Source organism: Kutzneria sp. NPDC051319 (assembly GCF_040682195.1).
Classification (GTDB): domain Bacteria; phylum Actinomycetota; class Actinomycetes; order Mycobacteriales; family Pseudonocardiaceae; genus Kutzneria.
Genome location: NZ_JBFBAM010000004.1, coordinates 94,086 through 115,513, shown reverse-complemented (window position 1 = coordinate 115,513; position 21,428 = coordinate 94,086). Strand labels below are relative to the sequence as shown.

The following is a 21,428-nucleotide window of genomic DNA, read 5'->3' as shown; positions in this document are numbered from 1 at the left end:
AGCCGGGAGGCGACATGCTTGTCCGAGAACTGACCATCGACGACTTCAAGCACATGCTGCGGGAGGCGGCCGGCGAGGACGAGAGCGCCGACCTCGACGGCGACATCCTGGACATCGCCTTTGACGAGTTGGGCTACGACTCGTTGGCGCTGCTGGAGGTGGCGGCGCTGGTGCAGCGCCGGTTCGCGGTGCTGCTGGCCGAGGACGCGGTCACCGGCATCGGGACGCCGAGGGAGTTCGTCGGGCTGGTCAACCGCACCCTCGGGCAGGCGGCGTAGCCCGACGTCCCGGGCGATCTCCACGCCGGCGCCCGACCAGGCGGGCCGGGTGCCGGGCCAGGGATGTCGACGTCCGCTGTGCCGCGGGCGGCCGGCCCGCGGCGGGCGCAGCACCTCGCTCGTGGAAGACCAGTTCGCCGGTCGGTGACAACACAAAGCGGTGCGCCACATCGTCTGTGGCGCACCGCTTCTGGCGTTCCGGCTCAGGACAGGGCCGCGCCGGATCGGGTCGGGTGCACTGCCGCCAGCGCGCTGTCCAGCTCGTCGGCAGTAGACCCTCGGGCGGCGAGGTAACCGTCGGGCCGGATGAGCAGCCAGGAGCCGGGCGCGGCGGCCACATCCCTGGCCAGGCGACCGCCGCCTTCGACGGGGTATACCGAAACCCAGTCACCCCAACGGTTTTCCGGTGCCGAGCCGACCGCGAGCAGAGTCCAGGCGGTGCCACGCAGCCGTTCCACCAACATCGCCCACTCCGGGTCCCTGACACCCGCACCGTCCACTCGGGACACACGCTCGCCGGGAAGAACCACGGTGCCGGGACTGTCCGTCTTGCTCAGCGGGCTCTCGCCGTAGCCCAGGGCCAGCCCGGACATGCCGCCCATGATCTTGGCCTGGATCCGGCGCTTCAGCGGGGTCAGCACGTTGACCATCCCGAAGATGACCGGCAGGAGACCGGCCACCACCGGATTCTTCAGCTGCACCAGGTAGGTGGCCACCTTGGTCGAGTCGAGCAGTTTGCGGCCCACCGGCACCCGCTCCTCGGAGTAGGTGTCCAGCAGCTGCTGGCCGGCCTGGCCGTGCACGACCATCGCCAGCTTCCAGGCCAGGTTGTAGGCGTCCTGCACCCCGGTGTTCATGCCCTGCCCGGAGGCCGGGCTGTGCACGTGGGCCGCGTCGCCGGCCACGAAGCAGCGGCCCGACCGCATCTGCGGGATCATCCGCTGCTGGATGGTGAACACCGAGACCCAGCTCGGGCGGCGCACGGTGACCGGGCGGCCGATGCCGTTCGAGATCATCTCGGTGAACCGCGCGGCCACCGCCTCGTCGCCGAGATCGGTCGCGGCGCCGGTGGTGTCCAGCAGCCGCCACTTGCCCGGGTCGGGGAACGGCACCAGCATCACCGTGCCGGTCTTCGTGCGCATCCAGTGGATGCTGCCGCGCGGCAGGTCGGTGTCCACCACGGCGTCGGCCAGCAGCCACGTCTCCGTGGAGTCGCCGATCAGTTGCAGCCCCAGCCTTTTGCGCACGGTGCTGTGCCCGCCGTCGCAGCCGACCAGCCAGCCGGCGTCCACCCGGTCCGTGCGGCCGTCGGCGTGCTCCAGCACCGCGTGCACGCCGTGCTCGTCCTGGTCGAACTCAGCCAGCCGCACGCCCCACTCGACGTGCACGCCGAGCCGGGCCGCCGCCGTGCGCAGCACCTCCTCGGTGATCACCTGGTCCACCATCAGCGTGAACGGGTACCGGGTCGGCAGCTTCGAGTAGTCGGTCTCGAACCGGGTCAGCGTGCGCCCGTTCTGGTGCAGCGTGAAGTTCTCCACCCGTTGGCCGCGCCCCACCAGCTCGGGCAGCACGCCCAGCTGGTCGTAGATCTCCAGGGTCCGGGCGTGAGTGGCCAGCGCCCGGCTGGTCGTCGCCGGGCCCGCGGCGGCGTCCACCAGCCGGACCGCCACCCCGCGCCGGGCCAGCTCGTAGGCGGCGGTCAGGCCGACCGGGCCGGCGCCGACAACCAACACCGGGACACAATCCGTTGCCTGCTCAGCATCCTGTGCCATGCCGGCCAGGGTGGCGGCCGCCGCTCGGGGTCCGGTGGAGCACCGATGGAAGCCGGTCGTCCACCGCGTTTCGAGCCCGGTTCGAGGCGTGCCCGCCAGTTTTGGCCTCCGACAGCGAAAAACCGGCGAAGGAGGCGGTATGGCCGACGGCTCACGGGTCGCCCTGGTCACCGGCGGCACCAGCGGAATTGGGCTGGCCTGCGTGAAAACCCTTGCCGAGCAAGGATTCCGCGTGTTCCTGTGCGCCAGGGACGCGGAGCGCGTCGCGGCCACGGTCAAGGAGCTGCGCGACGGTGGGCTCACGGTCGGCGGGACGACCTGCGACGTGCGCTCGGGCTCGGACGTGCGCGGTTTCGTCCAGGAGGCGGTCGACGAGTTCGGCCGGATCGACGTCCTGGTCAACAATGCCGGGCGCAGCGGCGGCGGCGTGACCGCGCAGCTGGACGACGAGCTCTGGCACGACGTGATCAACACCAACCTCAACGGCGTGTTCCTGGTCAGCCGGGAGGTGTTGACCACCGGCGGCATGCTCGACGGCGGCCACGGCCGGATCATCAACATCGCGTCCACCGGCGGCAAACAGGGAGTGGTGCTGGGCGCGCCCTACTCGGCGTCCAAGCACGGCGTGATCGGCTTCACCAAGGCGCTGGGCCTTGAGCTGGCCAAGACCGGTGTCACCGTGAACGCGGTGTGCCCCGGCTACGTGGAAACCCCGATGGCGCAACGGGTCCGGCAGGGCTACGCGGCCGGCTGGTCGACGACGGTCGAGGACGTGCTGGCCCGGTTCGAGGCCAAGATCCCGCTCGGCCGGTACTCCACCCCCGAGGAGGTCGCCGGCCTGGTCTCCTATCTGGCCAGCGACATCGCGGCGGCCATCACCGCGCAGGCGCTGAACGTCTGCGGCGGACTCGGCAACTACTGACAGGAAGGACCGGCACTCATGGCGGACAACGGCAGCCAGCACACCGTGCACGAGGTCACCGTCGACGCGGACGCCGCGGTGGTCTACGGCCTGATCGCCGACGTGGCCAGGTGGCCGCAGATCTTCGCGCCGACGGTGCACGTCGACCACGTGGAGCGGGACGGGGACCGGGAGCGGATCCGGATCTGGGCCACGGCCAACGGCGAGGTCAAGAACTGGACCTCGGGCCGACAGCTGGACCGGGCCAACCTGCGCGTCCTGTTCCGGCAGGAGGTCTCGCAGCCGCCGGTGGCCGGCATGGGCGGCTCGTGGGAGCTGACGCCGCTGTCCGCCGGCCGCACGCGGGTGGTGCTCAAGCACGACTACACCACGGTGACCGAGGCGCCGGCCGACCTGGACTGGGTCGCCAGGGCCGTGGACCGCAACAGCACCGCGGAGCTGGCCGCGCTCAAGGCCGTCGCCGAGCTCGGCCCGCGGCTGGACGAGCTGATCTTCAGTTTCGACGACACGGTGGCCATCTCCGGCGATCCGGCCGTCGTCTACGACTTCCTGCGCGACGGCGCGCGGTGGCCTGAGCGGGTGCCGCACGTGGCCCGGCTGGAGCTGCGGGAGGACGTGCGCGGCATCCAGCTGATGGAGATGGACACCAGGACCGCCAACGGATCCGTGCACACCACCAAGTCGGTCCGGGTCTGCTTCCCGCACGACCGCATCGTCTACAAGCAGGTCGAGGTGCCGCCGCTGCTGCTCGCCCACACCGGGCACTGGCTGGTCGGCCCGGACTCGGTCACGTCGCGGCACACCGTGACGGTCAACCAGGCGGCCGTCACGACCATCCTCGGCGCCGACGCCACCGTCGCCGACGCCCGCACCTTCCTGCGCAATGCCTTGGGCGGCAACAGCGTCACCACGCTCAAGCACGCCATGGCCTACGCCGAGGGCAAGCGCAATGGCTGAACGGACCGCCGACAGGATGCTGGCGGCGACCGCCGCCCGGCATCCGGACCGGGTGGCCGTGCGGTCGGCGACCGGCGCGCTGACCTACGCCGAGCTCGACGAGGCGGTGACCCGCTGCGCGCGGGCGCTGCGCACCCTGGTCGGGCCGTCCCGCCAGATCATCGCGCTGGCTTCGCTGCTGGACATGTCCTTCGCCGTCGCCTATTACGGGATCATGCGCAGCGGCAACATGGTCGCGCCGATCAACCCGCTGCTGCGCGAGCCGGAACTGCGGCACGTGGTCGACACCTCGCAGGCGCGGCTGGCGATCGTCAACCAGGACGTGGCCGACCGGCTGTCGGCCATGCGGGCCGAACTGCCGTCGCTGACCGAACTCCGGCTCATCGGCGACGGAGAACCGCTGCTGGCGTCGGTGACGCCGGCCGACGGCCCGCTGCCGGCCACGCGCCCGGACGACGTGGCCGCCGTGCACTTCACCAGCGGCACCACCGGCCCGTCCAAGGCCGTCATGCTGACCCACGACAACATCACGGTGAACGCCGGGCAGGTGGCCCGCGCGCACCATCTCGACCACGACTCGGTCAGCCTCAACTTCTTGCCTACGTACCACCCGATGCACCTGAACTCGGCGGTCATGGTCGGTGCGGCCCAAGTGCTGTGGACCGATCCCGACGTCGCCAAGTCGATCGGCGCCGCGAACGAGTACCACGCCACCCACTACTACAGCCTGCCCATGCGGCTGACCCGGCTTGCCGCCGATTCCCGGCTGGCCTCGCTGTCGCTGCGGACCGTCCGCATGATCGCCTCCGGCGGCTCGGCCCTGGCGCCGGCGGTGGCCCGCACCCTGTCGGATCACTTCGGTGTTCCCGTTTTCCAGGGCTACGGGCTGGCCGAAACCTCGCCGCTGACCCATTCCGACGGTCCGGTCGGCACCAGGCCCGGTTCGGTCGGGCCGCCGGTGGACGGGACGGAGTGCCGCATCGTGCAGGTGGACAGCCGGGCGGTGGTGGGGCCCGGCGAGCCCGGCGAGGTGCAGGTGCGCGGCCCGCAGCTGATGAAGGGCTACCTCAGCGCGCCGGACAGCTCGTTCACCGACGCCGACGGCTGGCTGTCCACAGGGGACGTCGGCCACCAGGACGCGGACGGCTACCTGTTCCTGGTCGACCGGATCAAGGACGTGTTCAAGTGCGACAACTGGCTGGTCTCGCCGTCGCAGATCGAACAGGTGCTGGCCGGCCATCCCGCCGTGGCCGACTGCGTGGTCGTGGACTGTCCGGACGAGTTCTCCGGCGCCGTGGCCACCGCGATGATCGTGCGCTCCGGCGCGGACGGCGCGGACGAGATCGCCGCCTGGGCCAACGAGCGCATGCCCTACTACCAGCACCTGCGCCACATCGAGGTGGTCGAGCGGATTCCCCGGTCCGCCAACGGAAAGCTCCAGCGGCGGGAGCTGCGGACGCGGTTGACGCAGCTGCGGGGCGAGGGCACGTGACCGACGATCTGCGGTGCGACTTCTGCATTGTCGGCGGCGGACCGGCCGGTCTCACGCTCGCGCTGCTGCTGCTCAGGTCGGGCGCCCGCGTCACCGTGGTCGAGAAGTCGACGTCACTCGACCGCGAGTACCGGGGCGAAATCCTGCAACCGGGCGGCATGGCGCTGCTGGCCGGCCTCGGCGTGCTGGACGAGGCCCGCGAGCGCGGCAGCTTCGAGCACCCCCGGTTCCAGCTCGTCGAACGGGACCGGGCGGTGCTGGACATCGACTACCGCCGGCTGCCGGCGCCGTACAACTGCCTGCTCAGCGTGCCCCAGCGGCATGTGCTGGAGGTTCTGCTCGACCGCTGCCGGCGGCATGCCGGCTTCGACTACCTCGCCGGCCACAAGGTGACCGACCTGGTCCGGGACGACCGGGTGCGTGGCGTGGTCGCCGACGGCAATGTCGTGCTGGCGCACTGCGTCGTCGCGGCCGACGGCCGGTACTCCAAAACCCGGCGGCTGGCCGGGATCGACACCCGGCGGCTGGAGGCGTTCGACCACGACGTGCTCTGGTTCAAGCTGCCGCGGCAGCCGGACAGCTCGCCCAACGTGCAGGTGTTCCGCGCCGCGGGCAGCCCGGTTCTGGTCTACCGCAGCCATCCCGACCAGATGCAGGTCGGTTGGACGTTGCCGCACAAGGGATATCGTGCCGTCGCCGAGCGTGGCGTCGACTATGTCAAGGCGCAGATCGGCCTGGCGCTGCCGGGTTGTGCCGACCTCGTCGACCGGACCATCACCAGCCTCAAGGATCTCAGCCTGCTCGACGTGTTCGCCGCCGCGGCACTGCGGTGGGCCGACGACGGCCTGGTGCTCATCGGCGACGCCGCGCACAGCCACGGGCCGATCGGCGCCCAGGGTATCAACCTGGCCATCCAGGACGCGGTGCTGCTGCATCCCGTGCTGATGGCGTCGCTGAAGGCCGATGACGCCGGCGCCCGGTTCTTCACACCACACGTGGCCGCCCGGCGGCGTGAGATCGACAAGGTGACGCGACTGCAGACCGTGCAGGGCAAGGCAATGCTCTCGCACGGCCGCGTCGCCTCGTTCGTCCGCCCCAAGGCCGCCCGCGTGCTGGCCCGCACGCCGGTCTACGGCCGGGTGCTGCGCCGGCTCGCCTTCGGGGGATCCGGCGTCCAGATCGCCACGGAGTTGTTCGTCAGCAACGAAAGCGCTGGGGGTGTCCGTTGAGACTGATCGATCTGTCCTCGCCGGTGGACGCGGGTGGCTGGGAGCCGGAGCCGATCTCGATGACCGTCATGTCCCCGGCCGCCGGGGCCGAGCACCTGCGGTCGGAGATGGCCGAGCACTTCGGCATCGACTTCGACCCGTCCGTGCTGCCCGACTCGGAGTTCCTGTCCATCGACACACTGACCTTGACCACGCACACCGGAACCCACGTCGACGCGCCCGCGCACTACGGCTCCAAGGGCCCCGACGGCCCGCCGATGACCACCGACCAGCTGCCGCTGGAATGGTTCCACAACCCCGGCGTCGTGCTCGACCTGACCGGGGCCGGCACCGGTGTGGTCGGCGCGGAGTTCGTCGAGAAGGAGCTGGCCCGGATCGGCTACACGCCGTCGCCGCTGGACATCGTGATGCTCAACACCGGGGCGTCCCGCTGGGTCGGAACCACGCGGTACTTCACCGATTTCGTCGGCCTCGACGCCGAGGCCGTGCACCTGCTGCTCGACCTCGGCGTGCGGGTGATCGGCACCGACGCGTTCAGCCTCGACGCCCCGTTCACCGACATCATCCGGCGCTACCAGGAGACCGGCGACCGCTCGGTGCTGTGGCCGGCCCACTTCGCCGGCCGGCAGCGGGAGTACTGCCAGATCGAGCGGCTGTCCAATTTGGACGCGCTGCCGGCGCCGTTCGGCTTCACCGTCTCCTGCTTCCCCGTCAAGATCGTCGGGGCCGGGGCCGGCTGGGCCCGCGCCGTCGCGATGGTCGAGGACTGAGGCCGCCGTGGGCGCGATCGGGGTGCTCGGGACCGGCGGCTTCGTGCCGTCACGAGTGGTGGACAACACCACCGTCGGCCAGTGGTGCGGCGTCGGCGAGGACTGGATTCTGGAGCGGACCGGAGTGCGCCGCCGTCGCTACGCGCGGCCCGATCAGCCGACGTCGGAGCTGGCCATCCGCGCCGCCGCGCCGCTGCTGACCGACCCCTCGCGCTGCGAGGCACTGCGGATGGTCATGCTGGCCACCTCCACCCCCGACCGGCCCCAGCCGGCCACCGCCTCCGCGGTGCAGGCCGGTCTGGGCCTGTCCGGGGTGGCCGCCTGCGACCTCAATGCCGTGTGCTGCGGTTTTCTCTACGGTCTGGTGCTCACCTCCGCCCTGCTCGCCGCACAGGGCGGCACCGGCCTCGTCATCGGCGCCGACCGCTATTCGTCCATCATGGACAGAGCCGACCGGCGCACCGTCACCCTGTTCGGCGACGGCGCCGGTGCGGTGCTCCTCGGTCCCGTGCCCGACGGCTACGGCATCCGGGGCAGCAGCCTCGTCGGCCACGGCGAGCTCCGCGAACTGGTCCGGGTGCCCGAGGACCGCCGCCTGTTCGAGATGCAGGGCCGTGCCGTCAAGGAATACGCCCTCGACCTCATCCCCAAGGTCGCCACCGAGGCCCTGACGGCCAGCGGCCTGGCGTTGGACGACATCAGCCGTTTCGTCTTCCATCAGGGCAATGTGCGCATGGTCGAGGCCTGCGCGGAGGCCATGGGAGTCGGCATGGACCGCGTGCCCCTGACCGCTCCGGTCTTCGGCAACACCGCCGCGGCGTCCCTCGCCCTCACCCTCCACCACGCCGACCTCGAACGCCCTTTCCGCCGCGGCGAGCACATTCTCCTCGCCGGCGTCGGCGGCGGCATGACGGCCGGCGCCGTCGTCCTCACCTGGCACTAGAAACTCGGCCGTGGGCGTCGTGATCGCCCGCCCCTGGTCAGCATCGTGCCGGCCAAGGCCCGATCGCCGAAACGTCCATCCATAGTGGACTGTCAGCGCGTGGCCAGCGGCACGAGCCGGCGGTCACGAGCGAGGGCGCCCGCGGCCGTGGCGGCGACCAGCACGGCGACGGCCGTCCACAGCGCCGCCGAGAGGGACAGCGTCGTCGACATGACGGTCAGGGTGGCGATGCCCAGGACCAAACCCAGTTGCCGGGTGGTGGTGAGCGCGCCCGCGGCGGGGCCCCGGTGCTGTTCGGGGGCGGCGCTCATGGCCAGGTTTCCGCTGGGTGCGATGTAGGCGGTCATGCCCGCGCCGCACAACACCATGCCGGGCAGGAACCAGGCGTACGAAGCGCCGGTGGCCACGGCGGCCGTCAGGGCGGCCAGCCCGATGGCTTGCAGGGCAAGGCCGACGGTGATGATCCGGCGGGCGTCGATCCGATCGGACAGGGCGCCCACCACCGGGGCGATGAGGATCACCAGCCCGGTCCAGGGCAGGATGCGTAGGCCGGTGCTCAGCGGCGAGAAGCCCAGCGTCAGCTGGAAGTAGCGCAGCAGCAGGAAGATCGCGCCGAACAGGCCGGCGTACATGAGCAGGCCGGCCAGGTTGGACATGGCGAAGACGGGCAGCCGCAGCAGCCGGATCGGGAAGGCCGGCGTGGGGGTGCGCAGTTCCCACCCGACGAAGGCGATCAGCCCGAGGACGCCGGCGGCGAACGCGAGCGGGCTGGCCAGCAGCAGACCGGCCACGACGCCGAACAGGCCGGCGGCGGACAGCGCGACGCCGACCAGGTCCAGCCGGACGGCCGTGCCGCGCCCCTCGTCCAGCGCCCATCGGATGAGCGGCACCAGGATCACCCCCACCGGCACGTTGATCCAGAAGATCCATTGCCACGACAGGTTCTGCGTGATCGCCCCGCCCACGATCGGCGCGGCCACGATGGCGACGCCCTCCAGCGCGCCGAGGGCCCCGATCGCGGCGCCGCGCCGTTTCGCCGACACCGCGGCGGTGACGATCGGCAGGTTCAACGGCAGCACCAGTGCCTCGCCGGAGCCTTGCAGGACCCGCATCACGATCAGGGCGTCGATCGATCGCACCGACGCCGCGGCGGCGGACGCCAGCGTGAACACCGTCAGCCCGATCATGTACATCCGCCGTCGGCCGAATCTGGCGCCCAGCGCCGCCCCGGTCAGCAGCAGGGCCGCGTACGGCAGCGTGTAGGCGGTGACCACCCACGCCTGCCCTTCGACGCCGGCGTGCAGGTCACGGCCGATCGCCGGCAGTGCCGTCAGCACGACGAGGCCGTCCAGCGCCGACATGAAAAGGCCTGTCCCGCAACAGATGACCGCCCAGGCCGACCTCGTCACCGCTGCCACCGGCCACGGGTGTCCAGCAGCACGAAGAAGTCGGCCACCCCGAGCACCGTGTCGTGGCTCGGGGCGCCGCACACCATCGCGCCGATCCGCAGGTAGTGCCGCAGCGGCTGGGGGATCTCCACCTCGCCGTGCGTCTCGATGCCGTCGGATTGCCACGGCTGCAACGGAGTGACGCGCAACCGCGCCGGAGCCAGGTGTTCGGCGGTGATCATCTTCTCGATGCTCGCCGCCGTCACGCCCCCGTCCTTGAGCGACACGAACGGCACTCCGGCGATCCACGTGCAGTCCATCTCGCGGGCCAGCCGGAAGACCGCCGTCGCGAGCATCGCCACGACACCGCCGTCCCGATGGTCCGCCCGCACCCCGAGCCGGCTGAGCTCCAGCATGGTCGGCCGGATCTCCCGCAGCGCCGACAGATCGAACCGCTTCGACGAGTACGTCCGCTCCCGCACGCCCGGCGGAAACACCCGACACGTCGCCACCACGTCCCCGCTGGCGTTCTCCCGCACGATCAGATGCGTGCACAGGTCGTCGAACTCATCCCGGTCGAGCCCGTCCACCTCCGTGGGCAGCGCCATCCCGTACTGCACCGTCAGCAGGTCGCGCCGCAGCCGTTGCGCCGCCGCCACCTCTTCCGGATCCCTCGTCACGACCAGCGCGTACTTCGCCGCCACTTTTCCGCCCCCAGCAGTCAGCCGATCACCGTCTCCCTTGATCTTCACGGCCCACCACGCCCCCCGGTTTCGCCCCGCGGGCAAAAAACCGCGACACCCTGCCCGCCGTGCCGCCGCGTGGCCCGGAAATATTCTTCGAAGAAGTTCGGGCGGAGGTGTCGGATCGGGGCGGGGGTGTTCGTAGCAGGGGTGAGGCCGCCCGCAGGGGGCGGCGCCGAGGCGAAGGAATCGCGATCATGAAGCTGACGACCATGACCCAGGTGACCCTTGACGGCGTGACGCAGGGCAACGGCGGCGCGTCGGACGAGGACCGCAGGAACGGCTTCGACCGCGGCGGCTGGGCCCGGGGCGCGGGTGACGACGGGACCAGGGCGTTCATCGCGGAGACCTACCTGCGGGCCGAGGCGTTCCTGCTCGGACGGCGCACCTACGACCTGTTCGCCGGCTCCTGGGGATCGATCGACGAGTTGCGCGCGCACCCCGTCGGCGTGGCCCTGAACCGGGCCCCCAAGTACGTCGCCTCGACCACGCTCACCGCGCCGCGCTGGGAGAACACGACCGTTCTCGGCCGTGACCTCGCGGCGGCCGTGCGTGAGCTGAAGGCCAAGCCCGGGGGTGAGCTTCAGGTGCACGGCGGCGGCATCCTGACCCAGTGGCTGCTGGCCAACGACCTGGTCGACGAGATGACCCTGATGGTGATCCCGGTGGTGCTCGGCCAGGGCGCGCGGCTGTTCCCGCGCAACGGCCCGGATCTCGCGCTCGACCTGGTCGAGTCGCGGGTCGACTCGAAGGGCGTGGCGATCCAGGTCTACCGGCCGGCCGGTCGCCCGCGGTACTACACGGCAGGCTGACGTCCCACACCCGTAGGAGAGGATCTCCCCATGCAGTACCTGCTTTCCGTGATCCACGATCAGGCCACGCTCGCCAACCCGGACGAGGACGCGGCGATCGACGTGTTCAACGAGCGGCTTCAGACCGAGGGCTACTGGGTCTTCGCCGGCGGCCTCGCCGCGCCCGACACGGCCACCGTCATCGACAACCGTGGCGGGGAGGGAATGGTCACCGACGGCCCCTTTCTGGAGTCCAAGGAGTACCTCGCCGGCTTCTGGGTCATCGAAGCCGCCGACCTCGACATGGCGCTCGAACTCGCGGCCGCGGGGTCGAAAGCCTGCAATCGCAAGGTCGAGGTGCGGCCGTTCCTGGAGCCGTGACCGTGACCGACGTCCGCGAGGCGGTCACCCGGGCCCACCACGAGGAGTGGGCCCGGGTGGTAGCCGCCCTGACCCGGCGCTTCGGTGACCTGGACGTCGCCGAGGAGGCGGCGGCCGAGGCGTTCGCGACGGCCGTCGAGCGGTGGCCGGCCGACGGCGTGCCGCCCAATCCCGGCGCCTGGCTGACCACCACCGCCAACCGCAAGGCCATCGACCGGATCCGGCGCGAGAACAAGCGCGACGACAAACACAAGGAGGCTCAGATGGTGTCCGACGACGACCCGCACGAGCCTCTCGGCGCCATCGACGACGACCGGCTCCGGCTGATCTTCACCTGCTGCCACCCGGCGCTGGCGATGGAGGCCCGTCTGGCGCTGACGCTGCGTATGGTCGGCGGCCTGACCGTGCCGGAGATCGCCCGCGCCTTCCTGGTCGCCGAGGCTGCCATGGGGCAGCGGATCACCCGCGCCAAGGCCAAGATCAAGGCGGCCCGCATCCCGTACCGCGTGCCGTCCGCCGCGGATCTCCCGGCTCGCGTCTCCGGCGTGCTGACCGCGCTTTTTCTCGTGTTCAACGAGGGCTACCTGGCGACCGGCCCCGACACCGATCCGCTCCGTCACGACCTGACGGCCGAGGCGATCCGGCTCACCCGCCTGATCCGCGCCCTGCTGCCGGACGACGGCGAGGTGGCCGGGCTGCTGGCGCTGATGCTGCTCACCGAGGCCCGCCGCACCGCCCGCGTCTCGGCCGGCGGCGAACTCGTCGCCCTCGACGAGCAGGACCGCGGCGCCTGGGACACCACGCTGATCGCCGAGGGCCACCGGCTGGTGCGCGAGCGCCTGGCCGCCGGGGTCGCCCCCGGTCCGTACCAGATCCTCGCCGCGATCAACGCCGTGCACACCTCCGCCCGCGACATCCGCGACACCGACTGGTCACAGGTCCTCGCCCTCTACGACCAGCTGGTCCGCCTCGACTCCTCCCCCGTGGTCGCCCTCAACCGGGCCATCGCCCTGGCCGAGATCGACGGCCCCGAGGTCGCGCTGGCGGCCGTCGACCGCCTTGAGCCCAGGCTGACCGGGTACCACCCGTACCACGCCACCCGCGCCGACCTGCTGCGTCGGCTGGGCCGTAGCCAGGAGTCGCGCGCGGCGTACGACAAAGCCATCGAACTCGCGGGCAACACCGCCGAGACCGCCTACCTGACCCGCCGCCGCGACCAGCTGGGGTAGGTCTCAGCTCGTCTGGGCTCGGTGCTCGGCCATGCGCGCGCGGAGGACTTCGGCGTCCGCGTGGTGCAGGTCGTCGAGGATGGGCAGGGCCTGCTGCCAGACGCGATGAGCGGCTTGGACGTCGCCGCTGTCCTGGTGGGTGTTGCCGAGGCGGATCAGCGTGTCGGCCTGCGGATGGCGGCTGCCCAGCTTCTGGTACAGGTCCAGGGCGTTCTGGTAGCAGGTGACGGCCTGCTGGTGCTCGCCGAGGTTGTGGTGGGCGTAGCCGAGGCTGTCCCAGGTGTCCGCCTCGCCGTGTCGGCTGCCCACCATGCGGTGCAGCTCGAGCGCCTTGCCGCAGTGGCGCAGCGCGTCGGCGTGCTGGCCCAGCTGGGTCTGCATCCAGCCGATCGCGTTCAGCGCGTCCGCCTGGCCCGCCTGGTGTCCAGCCTCGTGGAACAAGGCGTAGGCGGCCATGCCGTGCTCCAGCGCCTCCTCGTGGGCGCCCAGCGCGTGGGACACGATGCCGAGGTTGTTGTAGCTGCGGGCCTGGCCGGTCAGGTCGCCGAGCTGCTTGTCCAGGGCGAGCGCGCGGTGCAGGCTGTCCTTCGCGTCGGGATAACGACCGAGCCGCATGTAGGCCCGGCCCAGCTCACGCAGGGACGATGCCTGCCCGTCCGGTTCACCCGAGCGTTCGGCGGCGGCGATCGCGACGACCTGGGCGGCGGCCATCTGTGCCCAGTGCCCGGCGCGCACGCAGAAGCTGGCGACGCTGTACGCGAGTTGCCAGGCGTGGGTGTCGAAGCCGGCGGCGGCGGCGAGGTCGATGGCCGCCGGGAACACCGGACGCTCGGCCGTGAACCACTGCCATGCCTGCTCGTCGTCGATGAGCTCGGCCATGGCGACACCCGGCTGCGGCTCGGCCAGGGACAACTGGTCGTTGGGCGGGTTGAGCAGCAGCGCCGCGACGTGCGCGGTGTGCAGGTAGTGATCGAGCATGCGGTGCAGCGCTTCGCGGCGCGACTGCTCGGTCTCCTCCAGGTGGGCGTTGTCGGTCGAGTACGCCCGCAGCAGGTCGTGATAGGCGAACCGGCCGGCGCTGGGTTCGGTGAGCAACTGCGCCCTGACCAGCTCGGACAGGGCCGCACGGGCCTGACCGCGTTCGGTTCCGACGAGGCTGGCCGCGGCGGGCACCGAGATGACCGGGCCCGGGTGCAGGCTCAGCAGCCGGAACATGCGAGCCGCCGCATCGCTCAGCGTCCGGTAGGACCAGGAGAACACGGCACTGAGGTCGACGCTGGTGTCCCCGATGTCCAAGGCGTGCAGGCGATCGCGGACATCGCGCAGCTGCCCGGCCAGCTCGGTCAGCGACCGGGCGGGAGTGAGGGTGGCTCGCGCGGCGACGATGCTCAACGCCAGCGGCAGGTGCGCGGACATTTCGAGCAGGTCGCTGACGGCCTGCGGTTCGGCGGCCAGCCGCTCCGGGCCCAGCCTGCTCGCCAGCAGGTCATCGGCTTCGGCGGAGGTCATCAGGTCCAGGGCGATGGCCTGCGCGCCCTCGCTCACGATCAGGCCGCCGAGGTTGTCACGGCTGGTGATGACGGTCATGCACCGGGCCGTGCCCGGCAGCAGCGGCCGGACCTGGCTGGTGTCGCGGGCGTTGTCCAGCACCACGAGCACCCGCCGGTCGGCCAGCCGGGAGCGGTACAGCGCCGCCTGCTCGGCCAGGCCGGCCGGGATGCCCTGGGCCGGCACGCCGAGCGCGTCGAGGAAACCCCGGATCGCCTCGGCCGGCGGGACCGGCTGGCCGCTGGGGTCGAAACCCCGGAGGTTGACGTAGAGCTGCCCGTCGGGAAAACGGTCCGCGACCTGGTGCGACCAGTGCACGGCCAGGGCCGTCTTGCCGACGCCGGCGCTGCCGTTGATCGCCGAGATCACCACGGCGTCGTCCCGGTCGAGCAGGCTGGTGAGCTCTTTGAGCTGGGCTGTCCGGCCGGTGAAGCCCGCCACCGCGCAGGGCAGCTGCCGGGGCACCGGGATGCTGGGCCGGTCGTCGACCTGCGGGGCCGGGGTCGGTTCCGGGGGCGAGATCGGCGCGGGCGGGGCGACGGCGTTGCGCGCCGCCGCGAGCAGCTGTTCGCGGCGGCCCGGGTCGAGTCCCAGGGCCTCGGCGAGCATGCCCACCGAGGACAGCCGCGGCTGTCGCCGGCCCGCCTCCAGCACGCTGATCGAGTGGGCCGACACCCCCGAGCGGCCGGCCAGCTCGTCCTGCGTCCAGCCGACGGCAAGCCGACAGTCACGCAGTAGCTCCCCAAAGGCATCACTGCCCATTCCCGCCCCCCGGACACGGTCAGCCGCCGGAGCGGCACAGGCCAGTCCGACCATTGTCGGTCAGCGGGCCGCGCCGGTTCAACTGATTCGCGGAACTGGGCATGCCTGTGGGGCGCCGGTGGCTCGCACCGGCGCCCCGAGGGGGTGATTCAGAGACCGATCAGAAGTGGAGCATCCACTGGAAGTCGGCCTGGGCGTCGCTCACGTGCACGTTCTTGCGGGTGCCGTAGGCGAGCGGGTTGTTCCAGTTGTACTCCTCGACGTCGAAGGAGCCGTCCGAGTGGACCGCGTTGACGTAGGCGACGTGGCCGACCTTGTGCACGTCGTTGACGGCGATGGAGCCCACCGTCGGGGTCTTGTTGACCGAGACGCCGACGCGGCGGGCAGCGTCGTCCCAGGTGCCGGCGTTGCCCCAGGTGGTGCCGCCGTAGGAGTTGCTGAAGTTGGACACGCCGAGCCGGCTGGCGATCCGGTAGGCCGCGAACGCGGTGCAGTTGTCCTGCGCGAAGCCGCGGGCGTTGCCGTCGTAGTCGTTACGCGGAGTCTGCGAGCCGCCGCCACCGCCGGTGACGAACTGGTGGCTGGCGTTGTTGTTCTTCAGCGTGGCGTTGAGGTTGGCCTTCGCGCCGGGGGCGATTTCCTGGCTCGCCCCGCCGAAGCCGCTGTTGAAGTAGACCACCACGGTGGACGAGGAGCGGTTCCACACCGACGCCGCGTTGTTCTTCACGCACACGCCCTGGCCGGCGCCGGCGCTCTTGAAGTCGTAGCAGGACGGCTCGGTGGCGCCGAGGTCGCTGATCGAGCCGGTGAAGTCGGAGACCGAGCCGGCCTCGTTGCTGTTGTAGTAGTAGCAGAACTCCCCGCTGTCGCAGACCCCGTCGCGGCTCGCGGCGAAGGCGGGCGCGGCGGTGACGGCCAGGGTGGGGATGGCCAGGGCGAGGGCGGTGCCGGCGACGGTGAGCATCGTGCGTACGTTTCTCACGGTTTTCCCTTTTCGTGAAGTGTCAGTGGGTGGGGAGGACGTCCGGCGCGCCGGTCAGTGCGTGCGCTGGTAGTCCTCCCAGGTCTGGATCGCGATCCGGGGCCCGTCGTCGGCGCCGTGGTTGGCGAGACCGTTGAAGCCGAGGTAGTAGTCACCGATCTGGTTCTGGGCCTGGGTGGACAGGTCGGTGTCGTTGATCGCCGCGGCGTGGATGTGCCACGGCCAGTCGCCCTGGGTCGGGTTGCGGACCCAGGCGGCGAAGCCGACCTGGCGCAGGGCCTTGGCGACGGAGGTCTTGGTGGCGGCGGACATGCCGTCGACGTTGACGTCCACGACACCGCCGCCGTCGTGGGTGCCGGCCGAGGTCGGGTCGCCGCCGGGGTTGTAGGAACCCTGGTCGAGCTTGAGGGTCCGGCCCAGCAGGCGCTCGGCCTCGGTGAGCATCGCCTGGGTGCGGGTGTTGATGGTGTAGCCGTCGCGCTTGACCTTCGCGCCCGGTCCGATGACGCGGGAGACGGTGAACCGGCCCTGCCCGAGCGCGGTCAGCGAGCTCTGGCCGGGCAGCCCGTTCGCGGCCAGGCCGCTGTACCCGAGCGAACGCTGGAAGGCCGCGTACGCCGTGATGGTCGTGGTGCCGAAGTAGCCGTCGACCCACTTGGCGTCCAGCAGGTTGCGGGCCTGCAGAGCCTTCTCCACGGCCAGCACGGAATCGTGGGCGCCCGGGGTCTGCGTGCTGTCGGCGCGACGCGGGTCGATCTGGGCCGCCAGGACGGTGGCTTCCATGTCGACGACGGGCAGCGCGGCGGTGGTCTGGGCCGATCGCGGGGTGACCGCCGAAGCCGGCATCGCGGTCAACGCCAGGCAGCCCAGGGCGGCGACGCCCGCCAGCAGCCCCGTGACGGCGCGCCGGGTCCTCGTTGTGGTGTCCATGCTGAGTTTATTTCCGTTCGTTCGAGGATCGGCCCGGTCAGCCACAGCGCTGGTCGGTCTTGCCGTCACTGTCGTAGGAGCCCCAGGCGAGGGTGCCCGTGGCGTAGGTGCACCGGCCGGGCCCGTAGAAACCGGGCGACCAGAGCTCCGCCTGGCGGGTGTCGACGGCGCTGTTGGCGACGGGGTTCGTCTCCACGCCGGGCGAATGAACCCAGATCTCGCCGACCACGATGGTGAAGGCGCCGGGGTGGCTGTCGCGGAAGGACTGCCAGACGTAGGCGTAGGCGAAGTTCTCCTGGCAGGACGGCGACCAGTACTGCTTGATGGACATGGCCGACTGCCCGTGCTCGTCGGGCACCACCTTGGTGCTGCCCACCTGATAACGGTCGGAGCAGGAGGCGGCCGTGGCGGCCGATGCCGGCGCGGCCGCCGCGACGGCCGGGGTCACTGCGATGGCAAGCGCGGCCAGTCCGGCGGCGACGTGCGGAATCGAACGCTGCATGGCTTTCTCGTTCTCCTGTGGGGGGCGGGTTCGCCAGGTCAGCAGCGGACGTCGGTCACCGCGCGCGGGTCCCCGGGGTCCGGCCAGTCACCGGTGCCGCTCCAGCCCAGGGCCTGGGTGCACTGCGACAGGGTGGAGGCGCCGAAGGACCAGATCTCGACAGGATTGGCCTTGATGCCGCAGCTCTCGTCCTCAAGGGTGTGCCCGCCATTGGTGACGATGGACGTGCAGACGTTCCAGCTGCTGTGGGTGGAGCGGTAGCCCTCCCACATGTACAGGTAGGCGTAGTTCTTGTTGCAGCCCTTGTACTGCTTCACCGAGGCCATCGTCTGGCCGCCTGTGGTGATGTACGCCGTGCTGCCGATCTGGGTGACGCTGGAGCAGCCGGAAGGAGTGGAGGCCTGCGCCGTTCCGGCGGCGCCCACGAGCACCGGCACCGCGAACGCCGCGACGGCGGCCATCCTGGCGATTTTGGACATGGAGGTGCCCTTCGTTCTGGGAGCGGGGCTTTTCGCCGTCGGGGCGATGAGCTTCTGTCTGCCGGGGCCGGCCGTTCCTGGTCTCCCCTGCCGTTGAACAACATCCTGTCCGCCCCGCGGCGGAACCTCCATGACGACAGGTTGACGTTCGCCTGGCGTTGGCCCTGCGCGACCGAACGCCGGGTCGACGCCCGGCGGCGCGGCGCCCGAAGTTCCGCCACGATGTCAGCCATGACATCGCTGCCGCCCGCTGACACCGTCGCCCGATTTGTCCTTCGGGCGCGGCGGATCGGTGCTCACTCCCTGCTCCGAGACCCGGAGGCGCTCGCCCGGCCCGCCGACGAGGAGGTGTTCGAGTCACTCGCGGCGCGGGTGCGGCCACTGACCTCGAAGCAGGAGTCGACCTTCTATCCGAAGGTCCTCAGCGCGATCCGGCGGCTGCTGGACGCCGCGTCGACGTCGACCGAACAGCGACTCGGCCGGCTCGGTGACCTGCGGGCGGCGTGGAAGGCGCTGAAGGTGGACGACACCGACGCGACCGGCCCGGTGACGGACTCCGAGCTGGCCGCCGGCTCCTCCTTCGGTGAGCGTCACCTCGCGGCCGTGAACGCCGTCTCGCGTGTCGCCGCCCTCACCATGGAGACCTTGCGCTTCATCGAGCAGCTGCGGGACGCCGGCGCCGTCACGGTCGACGGCCAGGCGTGGACGGCCGACGTCGTGCTGGCCCGTCCGGCCACCGTGTACATCGCCCCACCGAACACCGAGATCTCTCCGGTGTCCGAACCTTACGACGACCTCGACGTCCCCCAGGAGCCGCCGACCCGACCCCGGATGCTCCACTCCGTCCCCGCCCACCAGCTCCGTATAGAGCTGAAGGCGTCCGACGGCTCGTCCATCGCCGTCTACCAGGCGACCGTCCTGGACGAGGTCGTCGAGGACAACGTCCGGACCTGGCACCTGATGGTCGACGACGGCGTCGTCCTCCACGTCGAGATGCGCAGCGAGGACGACGGCACGATGGAGATGGCGGCGAAGGTGCTCACCGCCAACGAGGATCTTCGAATCGCCCACGCGGCGGGCATCCTGGAGCTGAAGCTGTGCCGTTCCGTGGTGCTGGTGTTCGGCGAACCGGGCCCGGATTCCGTCGGCATCCCCCTGCAGACGCCGGAGCCGGACAAGGTGCTCCGGCTTCGGGAGACCACGGAGTTGCTGGAGGACCTCATCGAACTCGAGGAACTGACCGGCCAGGAGATCGGTCAGGTCGTGCGGGGGATCCCCCTGCTCGATCGAGTGCGCATCCGTCAGACCAGGCTGCTCTGGGCCGGCCAGGTCGTGCAGTGGGACCGGGCCCTCGGCCAGCTGATCAGCCGCGAAGGCACGCCCCCGCGCTGGGCCCCGGTCGAGCCGGCAGTCCTTGAGGTGGGCGGCCTGAAGATCCCCATGCCGGCACTCCGTCTCGGACACCGGGACGCGACCTGGCACGACCACGGCCCCGCCCCCGAGTTCGGCCCCGACACCCGCCGCTTCACCGCCACCCTCCCCTCCGGCACCACCAGATTCCTCGCCTGGTCACCGCAGACCCGACCCGCCGAGCCCGACGCCGTACCGCCGGCCGGCGACCCCTGGGGCCTCACCGGCATCGACGAAGCCGCCTGCCCGTTCTGACCCCCGACGCAGCCCTGACCCGGACGAGGTCCGCCGGCGTGACGCCGCAGTCAGCTGTGCTGTTCGTTGCCCAGCAAGGCCAAGGCGTTGCGGATGCCTTGTTCGAGCAGAGCGTCGGAGAGTTGCCGGTCGGTCAGGGCGCGGGAGAGCTGCAGTGTCCCGGCCAGCATCGCGAGGAGGCTGAGCGCCTTCACTCGGGCCGTGGGTGGATCGTCGGGGGCGACACGAGCGGCGATGCCGTCGATGACCAGCAGGACGCCGTCGGTGTAGGCCTGCCTGGTGGTGTCGGTGCAGCGCCCGATCTCGTCGAGCAGGGCGGCGTTGGGGCAGCCGTCGCCGGGGTTGTCGCGGTGCTCGGCCGAGAGGTACCAGCGCACGATCTGGTGGAGTCCGGCCAGGCCGGGTTCCGCCTGCGCGACGACGTTCGCGTTGAGGGCCTGCAACTGGTCGGCGATCGCGGTGGCGACGAGGTCGTCCTTGGACGTGAAGTGGGCGTAGAAGGCGCCGTTGGTCAGCCCGGCGTCCTTCATCAGCGTGGAGACTCCGGAGCCGTCGATGCCGTCTCGCTTGAGCCGGCGCCCGGCCGTCTCGATGATCCGCTGCCGGGTCTCCTGCTTGTGCTCGCCGCTGTAGCGCACCATGCGTTCCTCGCCTCCGCCGGCCGATCATATGGTATTTCACTCGTAAGCCAATGGTCGGCCGCCGGATCAGCGTTCCCGGGCGAGGAATTCGAGAGCCTTGGCAACGAACTCGCCGTGGTACTGGAAGATCCCTCCGTGCCCCGCGTCGGGGTAGATCACCAGTTCGCTGTCGGGCAGGCGCCGCGCCAGGTCGGCCGAGTTGGTGGTCGGCACCATCCGGTCGGCGTCGCCGTTCGCGACGAGCACGGGCTGGCGGATGGCGGACAGGTCCGCCGGCCGCGCCAGGCCCCAGCGGTGGATGGCCTTGAGCTGCGCACCGTAGGCCCGCAGGGAGATCGTCTTGTCCCGGTTGGTCTTGCGTTCCTTCAACCGGGCGAGGAACTGCTTGCCGGCCCGGCGTCCGTTCGCGGTCCGGGTGAAGAACAGGAACTGCTTCGGGTCCTGTGCCGTGAGTAGCCCCCGGAGAGCGTCCAGGTGCGAAATCCTGGTCACGTTCTTGATGCCCTCGCCGCCGGCCGGGCCGGTGCCCGCGATGATCAGCTTGCGGACGAGCCGGGGTTCGTCGGCGGCGATCAACTGGGCGATCATGCCGCCCATCGAGAAGCCCAGCAGGTCGACCTCGGGGAAACCCAGCGCCTTGATGAAGGTGACGGCGTCGTGCGCCATGGCCTCGATGGTGTTCGGTGTCGCGCCGGTGGACGCGCCGACGCCGCGGTTGTCGAAGGTGATGACCCGGCGTGCCGCGGCGATGCCGTCGACGACACGGGGATCCCAGTTGTCCAGGGTCGCGGCCAGGTGGGTCAGGAAGACCACCGGTACGCCGGCGTCCGGGCCGAGCATGCGGTAGGCGAAATCCACGCCTCCGGCGGAAACCGTGCGGGTCGGTGTGTCCTGATAGGACGCCCGAGCGTCCTCTCGTGCTGCTTGCGGGTTGTTCATGGCTGTCCTCGTCCGTCGTTGGGGTGGCCGTCCGGCCGTGATTGAAGTATGGTCATAATTCAATGACGACCGCAAGTGGTCGGCC

General features: G+C 70.9%; 21 protein-coding genes. 11 read left to right on the top strand and 10 right to left on the bottom strand.

Annotated features, from left to right (window positions below):
* Positions 1-14: 14 nt before the first annotated feature.
* On the top strand, positions 15-278 hold the full coding sequence (locus tag AB0M73_RS05340; RefSeq protein WP_363887115.1) for an acyl carrier protein: 264 nt from the start codon (positions 15-17) through the stop codon (positions 276-278).
* Between the two features lie 203 nt (positions 279-481).
* Here the strand turns inward: AB0M73_RS05340 and AB0M73_RS05335 are convergent, their stop codons facing one another.
* The gene (locus tag AB0M73_RS05335; protein ID WP_363887112.1) at positions 482-2,050 is read right to left on the bottom strand and encodes an FAD-dependent oxidoreductase; all 1,569 of its coding nucleotides are present in this window, start codon (positions 2,048-2,050) and stop codon (positions 482-484) included.
* Positions 2,051-2,189: 139 nt separating this feature from the next.
* On the opposite strand from AB0M73_RS05335, the gene AB0M73_RS05330 reads away from it, so the two are divergent.
* Genes AB0M73_RS05330 through AB0M73_RS05305 form a run of 6 tightly spaced genes read left to right on the top strand, consistent with a single transcriptional unit; the run spans position 2,190 to position 8,363 of the window.
* Positions 2,190-2,972: an SDR family NAD(P)-dependent oxidoreductase gene (locus AB0M73_RS05330; RefSeq protein WP_363887110.1), complete on the top strand. Its 783-nt coding sequence runs from the start codon at positions 2,190-2,192 to the stop codon at positions 2,970-2,972.
* Between the two features lie 18 nt (positions 2,973-2,990).
* Positions 2,991-3,929 carry an aromatase/cyclase gene (locus AB0M73_RS05325; RefSeq protein WP_363887107.1) on the top strand — a complete coding sequence of 313 codons (939 nt, stop codon included), beginning with the start codon at positions 2,991-2,993 and terminating at the stop codon, positions 3,927-3,929.
* Complete coding sequence (locus AB0M73_RS05320) at positions 3,922-5,421, top strand: AMP-binding protein (RefSeq protein WP_363887105.1); 1,500 nt, start codon at positions 3,922-3,924, stop codon at positions 5,419-5,421. The genes AB0M73_RS05325 and AB0M73_RS05320 overlap by 8 nt, the downstream gene beginning before the upstream one ends.
* The gene (locus AB0M73_RS05315; protein ID WP_363887103.1) at positions 5,418-6,650 is read left to right on the top strand and encodes an FAD-dependent monooxygenase; all 1,233 of its coding nucleotides are present in this window, start codon (positions 5,418-5,420) and stop codon (positions 6,648-6,650) included. Before AB0M73_RS05320 ends, AB0M73_RS05315 begins: the two co-directional genes overlap by 4 nt.
* The gene (locus tag AB0M73_RS05310; protein ID WP_363887101.1) at positions 6,647-7,420 is read left to right on the top strand and encodes a cyclase family protein; all 774 of its coding nucleotides are present in this window, start codon (positions 6,647-6,649) and stop codon (positions 7,418-7,420) included. Before AB0M73_RS05315 ends, AB0M73_RS05310 begins: the two co-directional genes overlap by 4 nt.
* A gap of 7 nt (positions 7,421-7,427) precedes the next feature.
* Positions 7,428-8,363, top strand: a complete 936-nt coding sequence (locus tag AB0M73_RS05305; protein ID WP_363887098.1) for a ketoacyl-ACP synthase III — start codon at positions 7,428-7,430, stop codon at positions 8,361-8,363.
* Between the two features lie 92 nt (positions 8,364-8,455).
* Here AB0M73_RS05305 and AB0M73_RS05300 read toward each other — a convergent pair whose 3' ends face one another.
* Together AB0M73_RS05300 and AB0M73_RS05295 are read right to left on the bottom strand one after the other, a co-directional pair.
* Positions 8,456-9,724 carry an MFS transporter gene (locus AB0M73_RS05300; protein ID WP_363887095.1) on the bottom strand — a complete coding sequence of 423 codons (1,269 nt, stop codon included), beginning with the start codon at positions 9,722-9,724 and terminating at the stop codon, positions 8,456-8,458.
* Positions 9,725-9,768: 44 nt separating this feature from the next.
* Positions 9,769-10,503 (bottom strand): GNAT family N-acyltransferase, encoded by a 735-nt coding sequence (locus AB0M73_RS05295; protein WP_363887093.1) that lies wholly within the window; start codon positions 10,501-10,503, stop codon positions 9,769-9,771.
* A 188-nt stretch (positions 10,504-10,691) separates the two neighbouring features.
* On the opposite strand from AB0M73_RS05295, the gene AB0M73_RS05290 reads away from it, so the two are divergent.
* From AB0M73_RS05290 to AB0M73_RS05280, 3 genes are read left to right on the top strand one after another with little or no spacing between them, the layout of a single operon-like run.
* Positions 10,692-11,306 (top strand): dihydrofolate reductase family protein, encoded by a 615-nt coding sequence (locus AB0M73_RS05290; RefSeq protein WP_363887091.1) that lies wholly within the window; start codon positions 10,692-10,694, stop codon positions 11,304-11,306.
* 30 nt (positions 11,307-11,336) lie between these two features.
* Entirely contained in the window at positions 11,337-11,666 is a 330-nt protein-coding gene (locus tag AB0M73_RS05285; protein ID WP_363887088.1) for a YciI family protein, read from the top strand.
* A gap of 2 nt (positions 11,667-11,668) precedes the next feature.
* On the top strand, positions 11,669-12,895 hold the full coding sequence (locus AB0M73_RS05280; protein ID WP_363887467.1) for an RNA polymerase sigma factor: 1,227 nt from the start codon (positions 11,669-11,671) through the stop codon (positions 12,893-12,895).
* Positions 12,896-12,898: 3 nt separating this feature from the next.
* On the opposite strand, the gene AB0M73_RS05275 is transcribed toward AB0M73_RS05280, so the two are convergent.
* The 5 genes from AB0M73_RS05275 to AB0M73_RS05255 form a co-directional block, all read right to left on the bottom strand.
* Positions 12,899-15,205: a tetratricopeptide repeat protein gene (locus tag AB0M73_RS05275; RefSeq protein ID WP_363887085.1), complete on the bottom strand. Its 2,307-nt coding sequence runs from the start codon at positions 15,203-15,205 to the stop codon at positions 12,899-12,901.
* 160 nt (positions 15,206-15,365) lie between these two features.
* Positions 15,366-16,187, bottom strand: a complete 822-nt coding sequence (locus AB0M73_RS05270; RefSeq protein ID WP_363887082.1) for a CHAP domain-containing protein — start codon at positions 16,185-16,187, stop codon at positions 15,366-15,368.
* Positions 16,188-16,241: 54 nt separating this feature from the next.
* Entirely contained in the window at positions 16,242-17,033 is a 792-nt protein-coding gene (locus tag AB0M73_RS05265) for a peptidoglycan-binding protein (protein WP_363887465.1), read from the bottom strand.
* A 121-nt stretch (positions 17,034-17,154) separates the two neighbouring features.
* Entirely contained in the window at positions 17,155-17,619 is a 465-nt protein-coding gene (locus tag AB0M73_RS05260; RefSeq protein ID WP_043718752.1) for a hypothetical protein, read from the bottom strand.
* A 38-nt stretch (positions 17,620-17,657) separates the two neighbouring features.
* A complete protein-coding gene (locus tag AB0M73_RS05255) occupies positions 17,658-18,098 on the bottom strand; it encodes a hypothetical protein (RefSeq protein ID WP_363887079.1) in 441 nt (146 codons plus the stop codon).
* A 231-nt stretch (positions 18,099-18,329) separates the two neighbouring features.
* On the opposite strand from AB0M73_RS05255, the gene AB0M73_RS05250 reads away from it, so the two are divergent.
* Entirely contained in the window at positions 18,330-19,763 is a 1,434-nt protein-coding gene (locus tag AB0M73_RS05250) for a hypothetical protein (RefSeq protein ID WP_363887077.1), read from the top strand.
* A 50-nt stretch (positions 19,764-19,813) separates the two neighbouring features.
* Here the strand turns inward: AB0M73_RS05250 and AB0M73_RS05245 are convergent, their stop codons facing one another.
* A complete protein-coding gene (locus AB0M73_RS05245) occupies positions 19,814-20,404 on the bottom strand; it encodes a TetR/AcrR family transcriptional regulator (RefSeq protein ID WP_363887075.1) in 591 nt (196 codons plus the stop codon).
* A 66-nt stretch (positions 20,405-20,470) separates the two neighbouring features.
* On the bottom strand, positions 20,471-21,343 hold the full coding sequence (locus AB0M73_RS05240; RefSeq protein WP_363887073.1) for an alpha/beta hydrolase: 873 nt from the start codon (positions 21,341-21,343) through the stop codon (positions 20,471-20,473).
* Positions 21,344-21,428: the final 85 nt, after the last annotated feature.

What these genes read in the sequence shown, in the direction of transcription:
- AB0M73_RS05320 (WP_363887105.1), top strand. Translation starts at nt 3,922, where the DNA reads ATGGCTGAACGGACCGCCGACAGGATGCTGGCGGCGACCGCCGCCCGG.
- AB0M73_RS05335 (WP_363887112.1), bottom strand. Translation starts at nt 2,050, where the DNA reads ATGGCACAGGATGCTGAGCAGGCAACGGATTGTGTCCCGGTGTTGGTT.
- AB0M73_RS05300 (WP_363887095.1), bottom strand. Translation starts at nt 9,724, where the DNA reads ATGTCGGCGCTGGACGGCCTCGTCGTGCTGACGGCACTGCCGGCGATC.
- AB0M73_RS05260 (WP_043718752.1), bottom strand. Translation starts at nt 17,619, where the DNA reads ATGCAGCGTTCGATTCCGCACGTCGCCGCCGGACTGGCCGCGCTTGCC.
- AB0M73_RS05285 (WP_363887088.1), top strand. Translation starts at nt 11,337, where the DNA reads ATGCAGTACCTGCTTTCCGTGATCCACGATCAGGCCACGCTCGCCAAC.
- AB0M73_RS05275 (WP_363887085.1), bottom strand. Translation starts at nt 15,205, where the DNA reads ATGGGCAGTGATGCCTTTGGGGAGCTACTGCGTGACTGTCGGCTTGCC.
- AB0M73_RS05290 (WP_363887091.1), top strand. Translation starts at nt 10,692, where the DNA reads ATGAAGCTGACGACCATGACCCAGGTGACCCTTGACGGCGTGACGCAG.
- AB0M73_RS05240 (WP_363887073.1), bottom strand. Translation starts at nt 21,343, where the DNA reads ATGAACAACCCGCAAGCAGCACGAGAGGACGCTCGGGCGTCCTATCAG.
- AB0M73_RS05255 (WP_363887079.1), bottom strand. Translation starts at nt 18,098, where the DNA reads ATGTCCAAAATCGCCAGGATGGCCGCCGTCGCGGCGTTCGCGGTGCCG.
- AB0M73_RS05245 (WP_363887075.1), bottom strand. Translation starts at nt 20,404, where the DNA reads ATGGTGCGCTACAGCGGCGAGCACAAGCAGGAGACCCGGCAGCGGATC.
- AB0M73_RS05250 (WP_363887077.1), top strand. Translation starts at nt 18,330, where the DNA reads ATGACATCGCTGCCGCCCGCTGACACCGTCGCCCGATTTGTCCTTCGG.
- AB0M73_RS05325 (WP_363887107.1), top strand. Translation starts at nt 2,991, where the DNA reads ATGGCGGACAACGGCAGCCAGCACACCGTGCACGAGGTCACCGTCGAC.
- AB0M73_RS05265 (WP_363887465.1), bottom strand. Translation starts at nt 17,033, where the DNA reads ATGCCGGCTTCGGCGGTCACCCCGCGATCGGCCCAGACCACCGCCGCG.
- AB0M73_RS05340 (WP_363887115.1), top strand. Translation starts at nt 15, where the DNA reads ATGCTTGTCCGAGAACTGACCATCGACGACTTCAAGCACATGCTGCGG.
- AB0M73_RS05330 (WP_363887110.1), top strand. Translation starts at nt 2,190, where the DNA reads ATGGCCGACGGCTCACGGGTCGCCCTGGTCACCGGCGGCACCAGCGGA.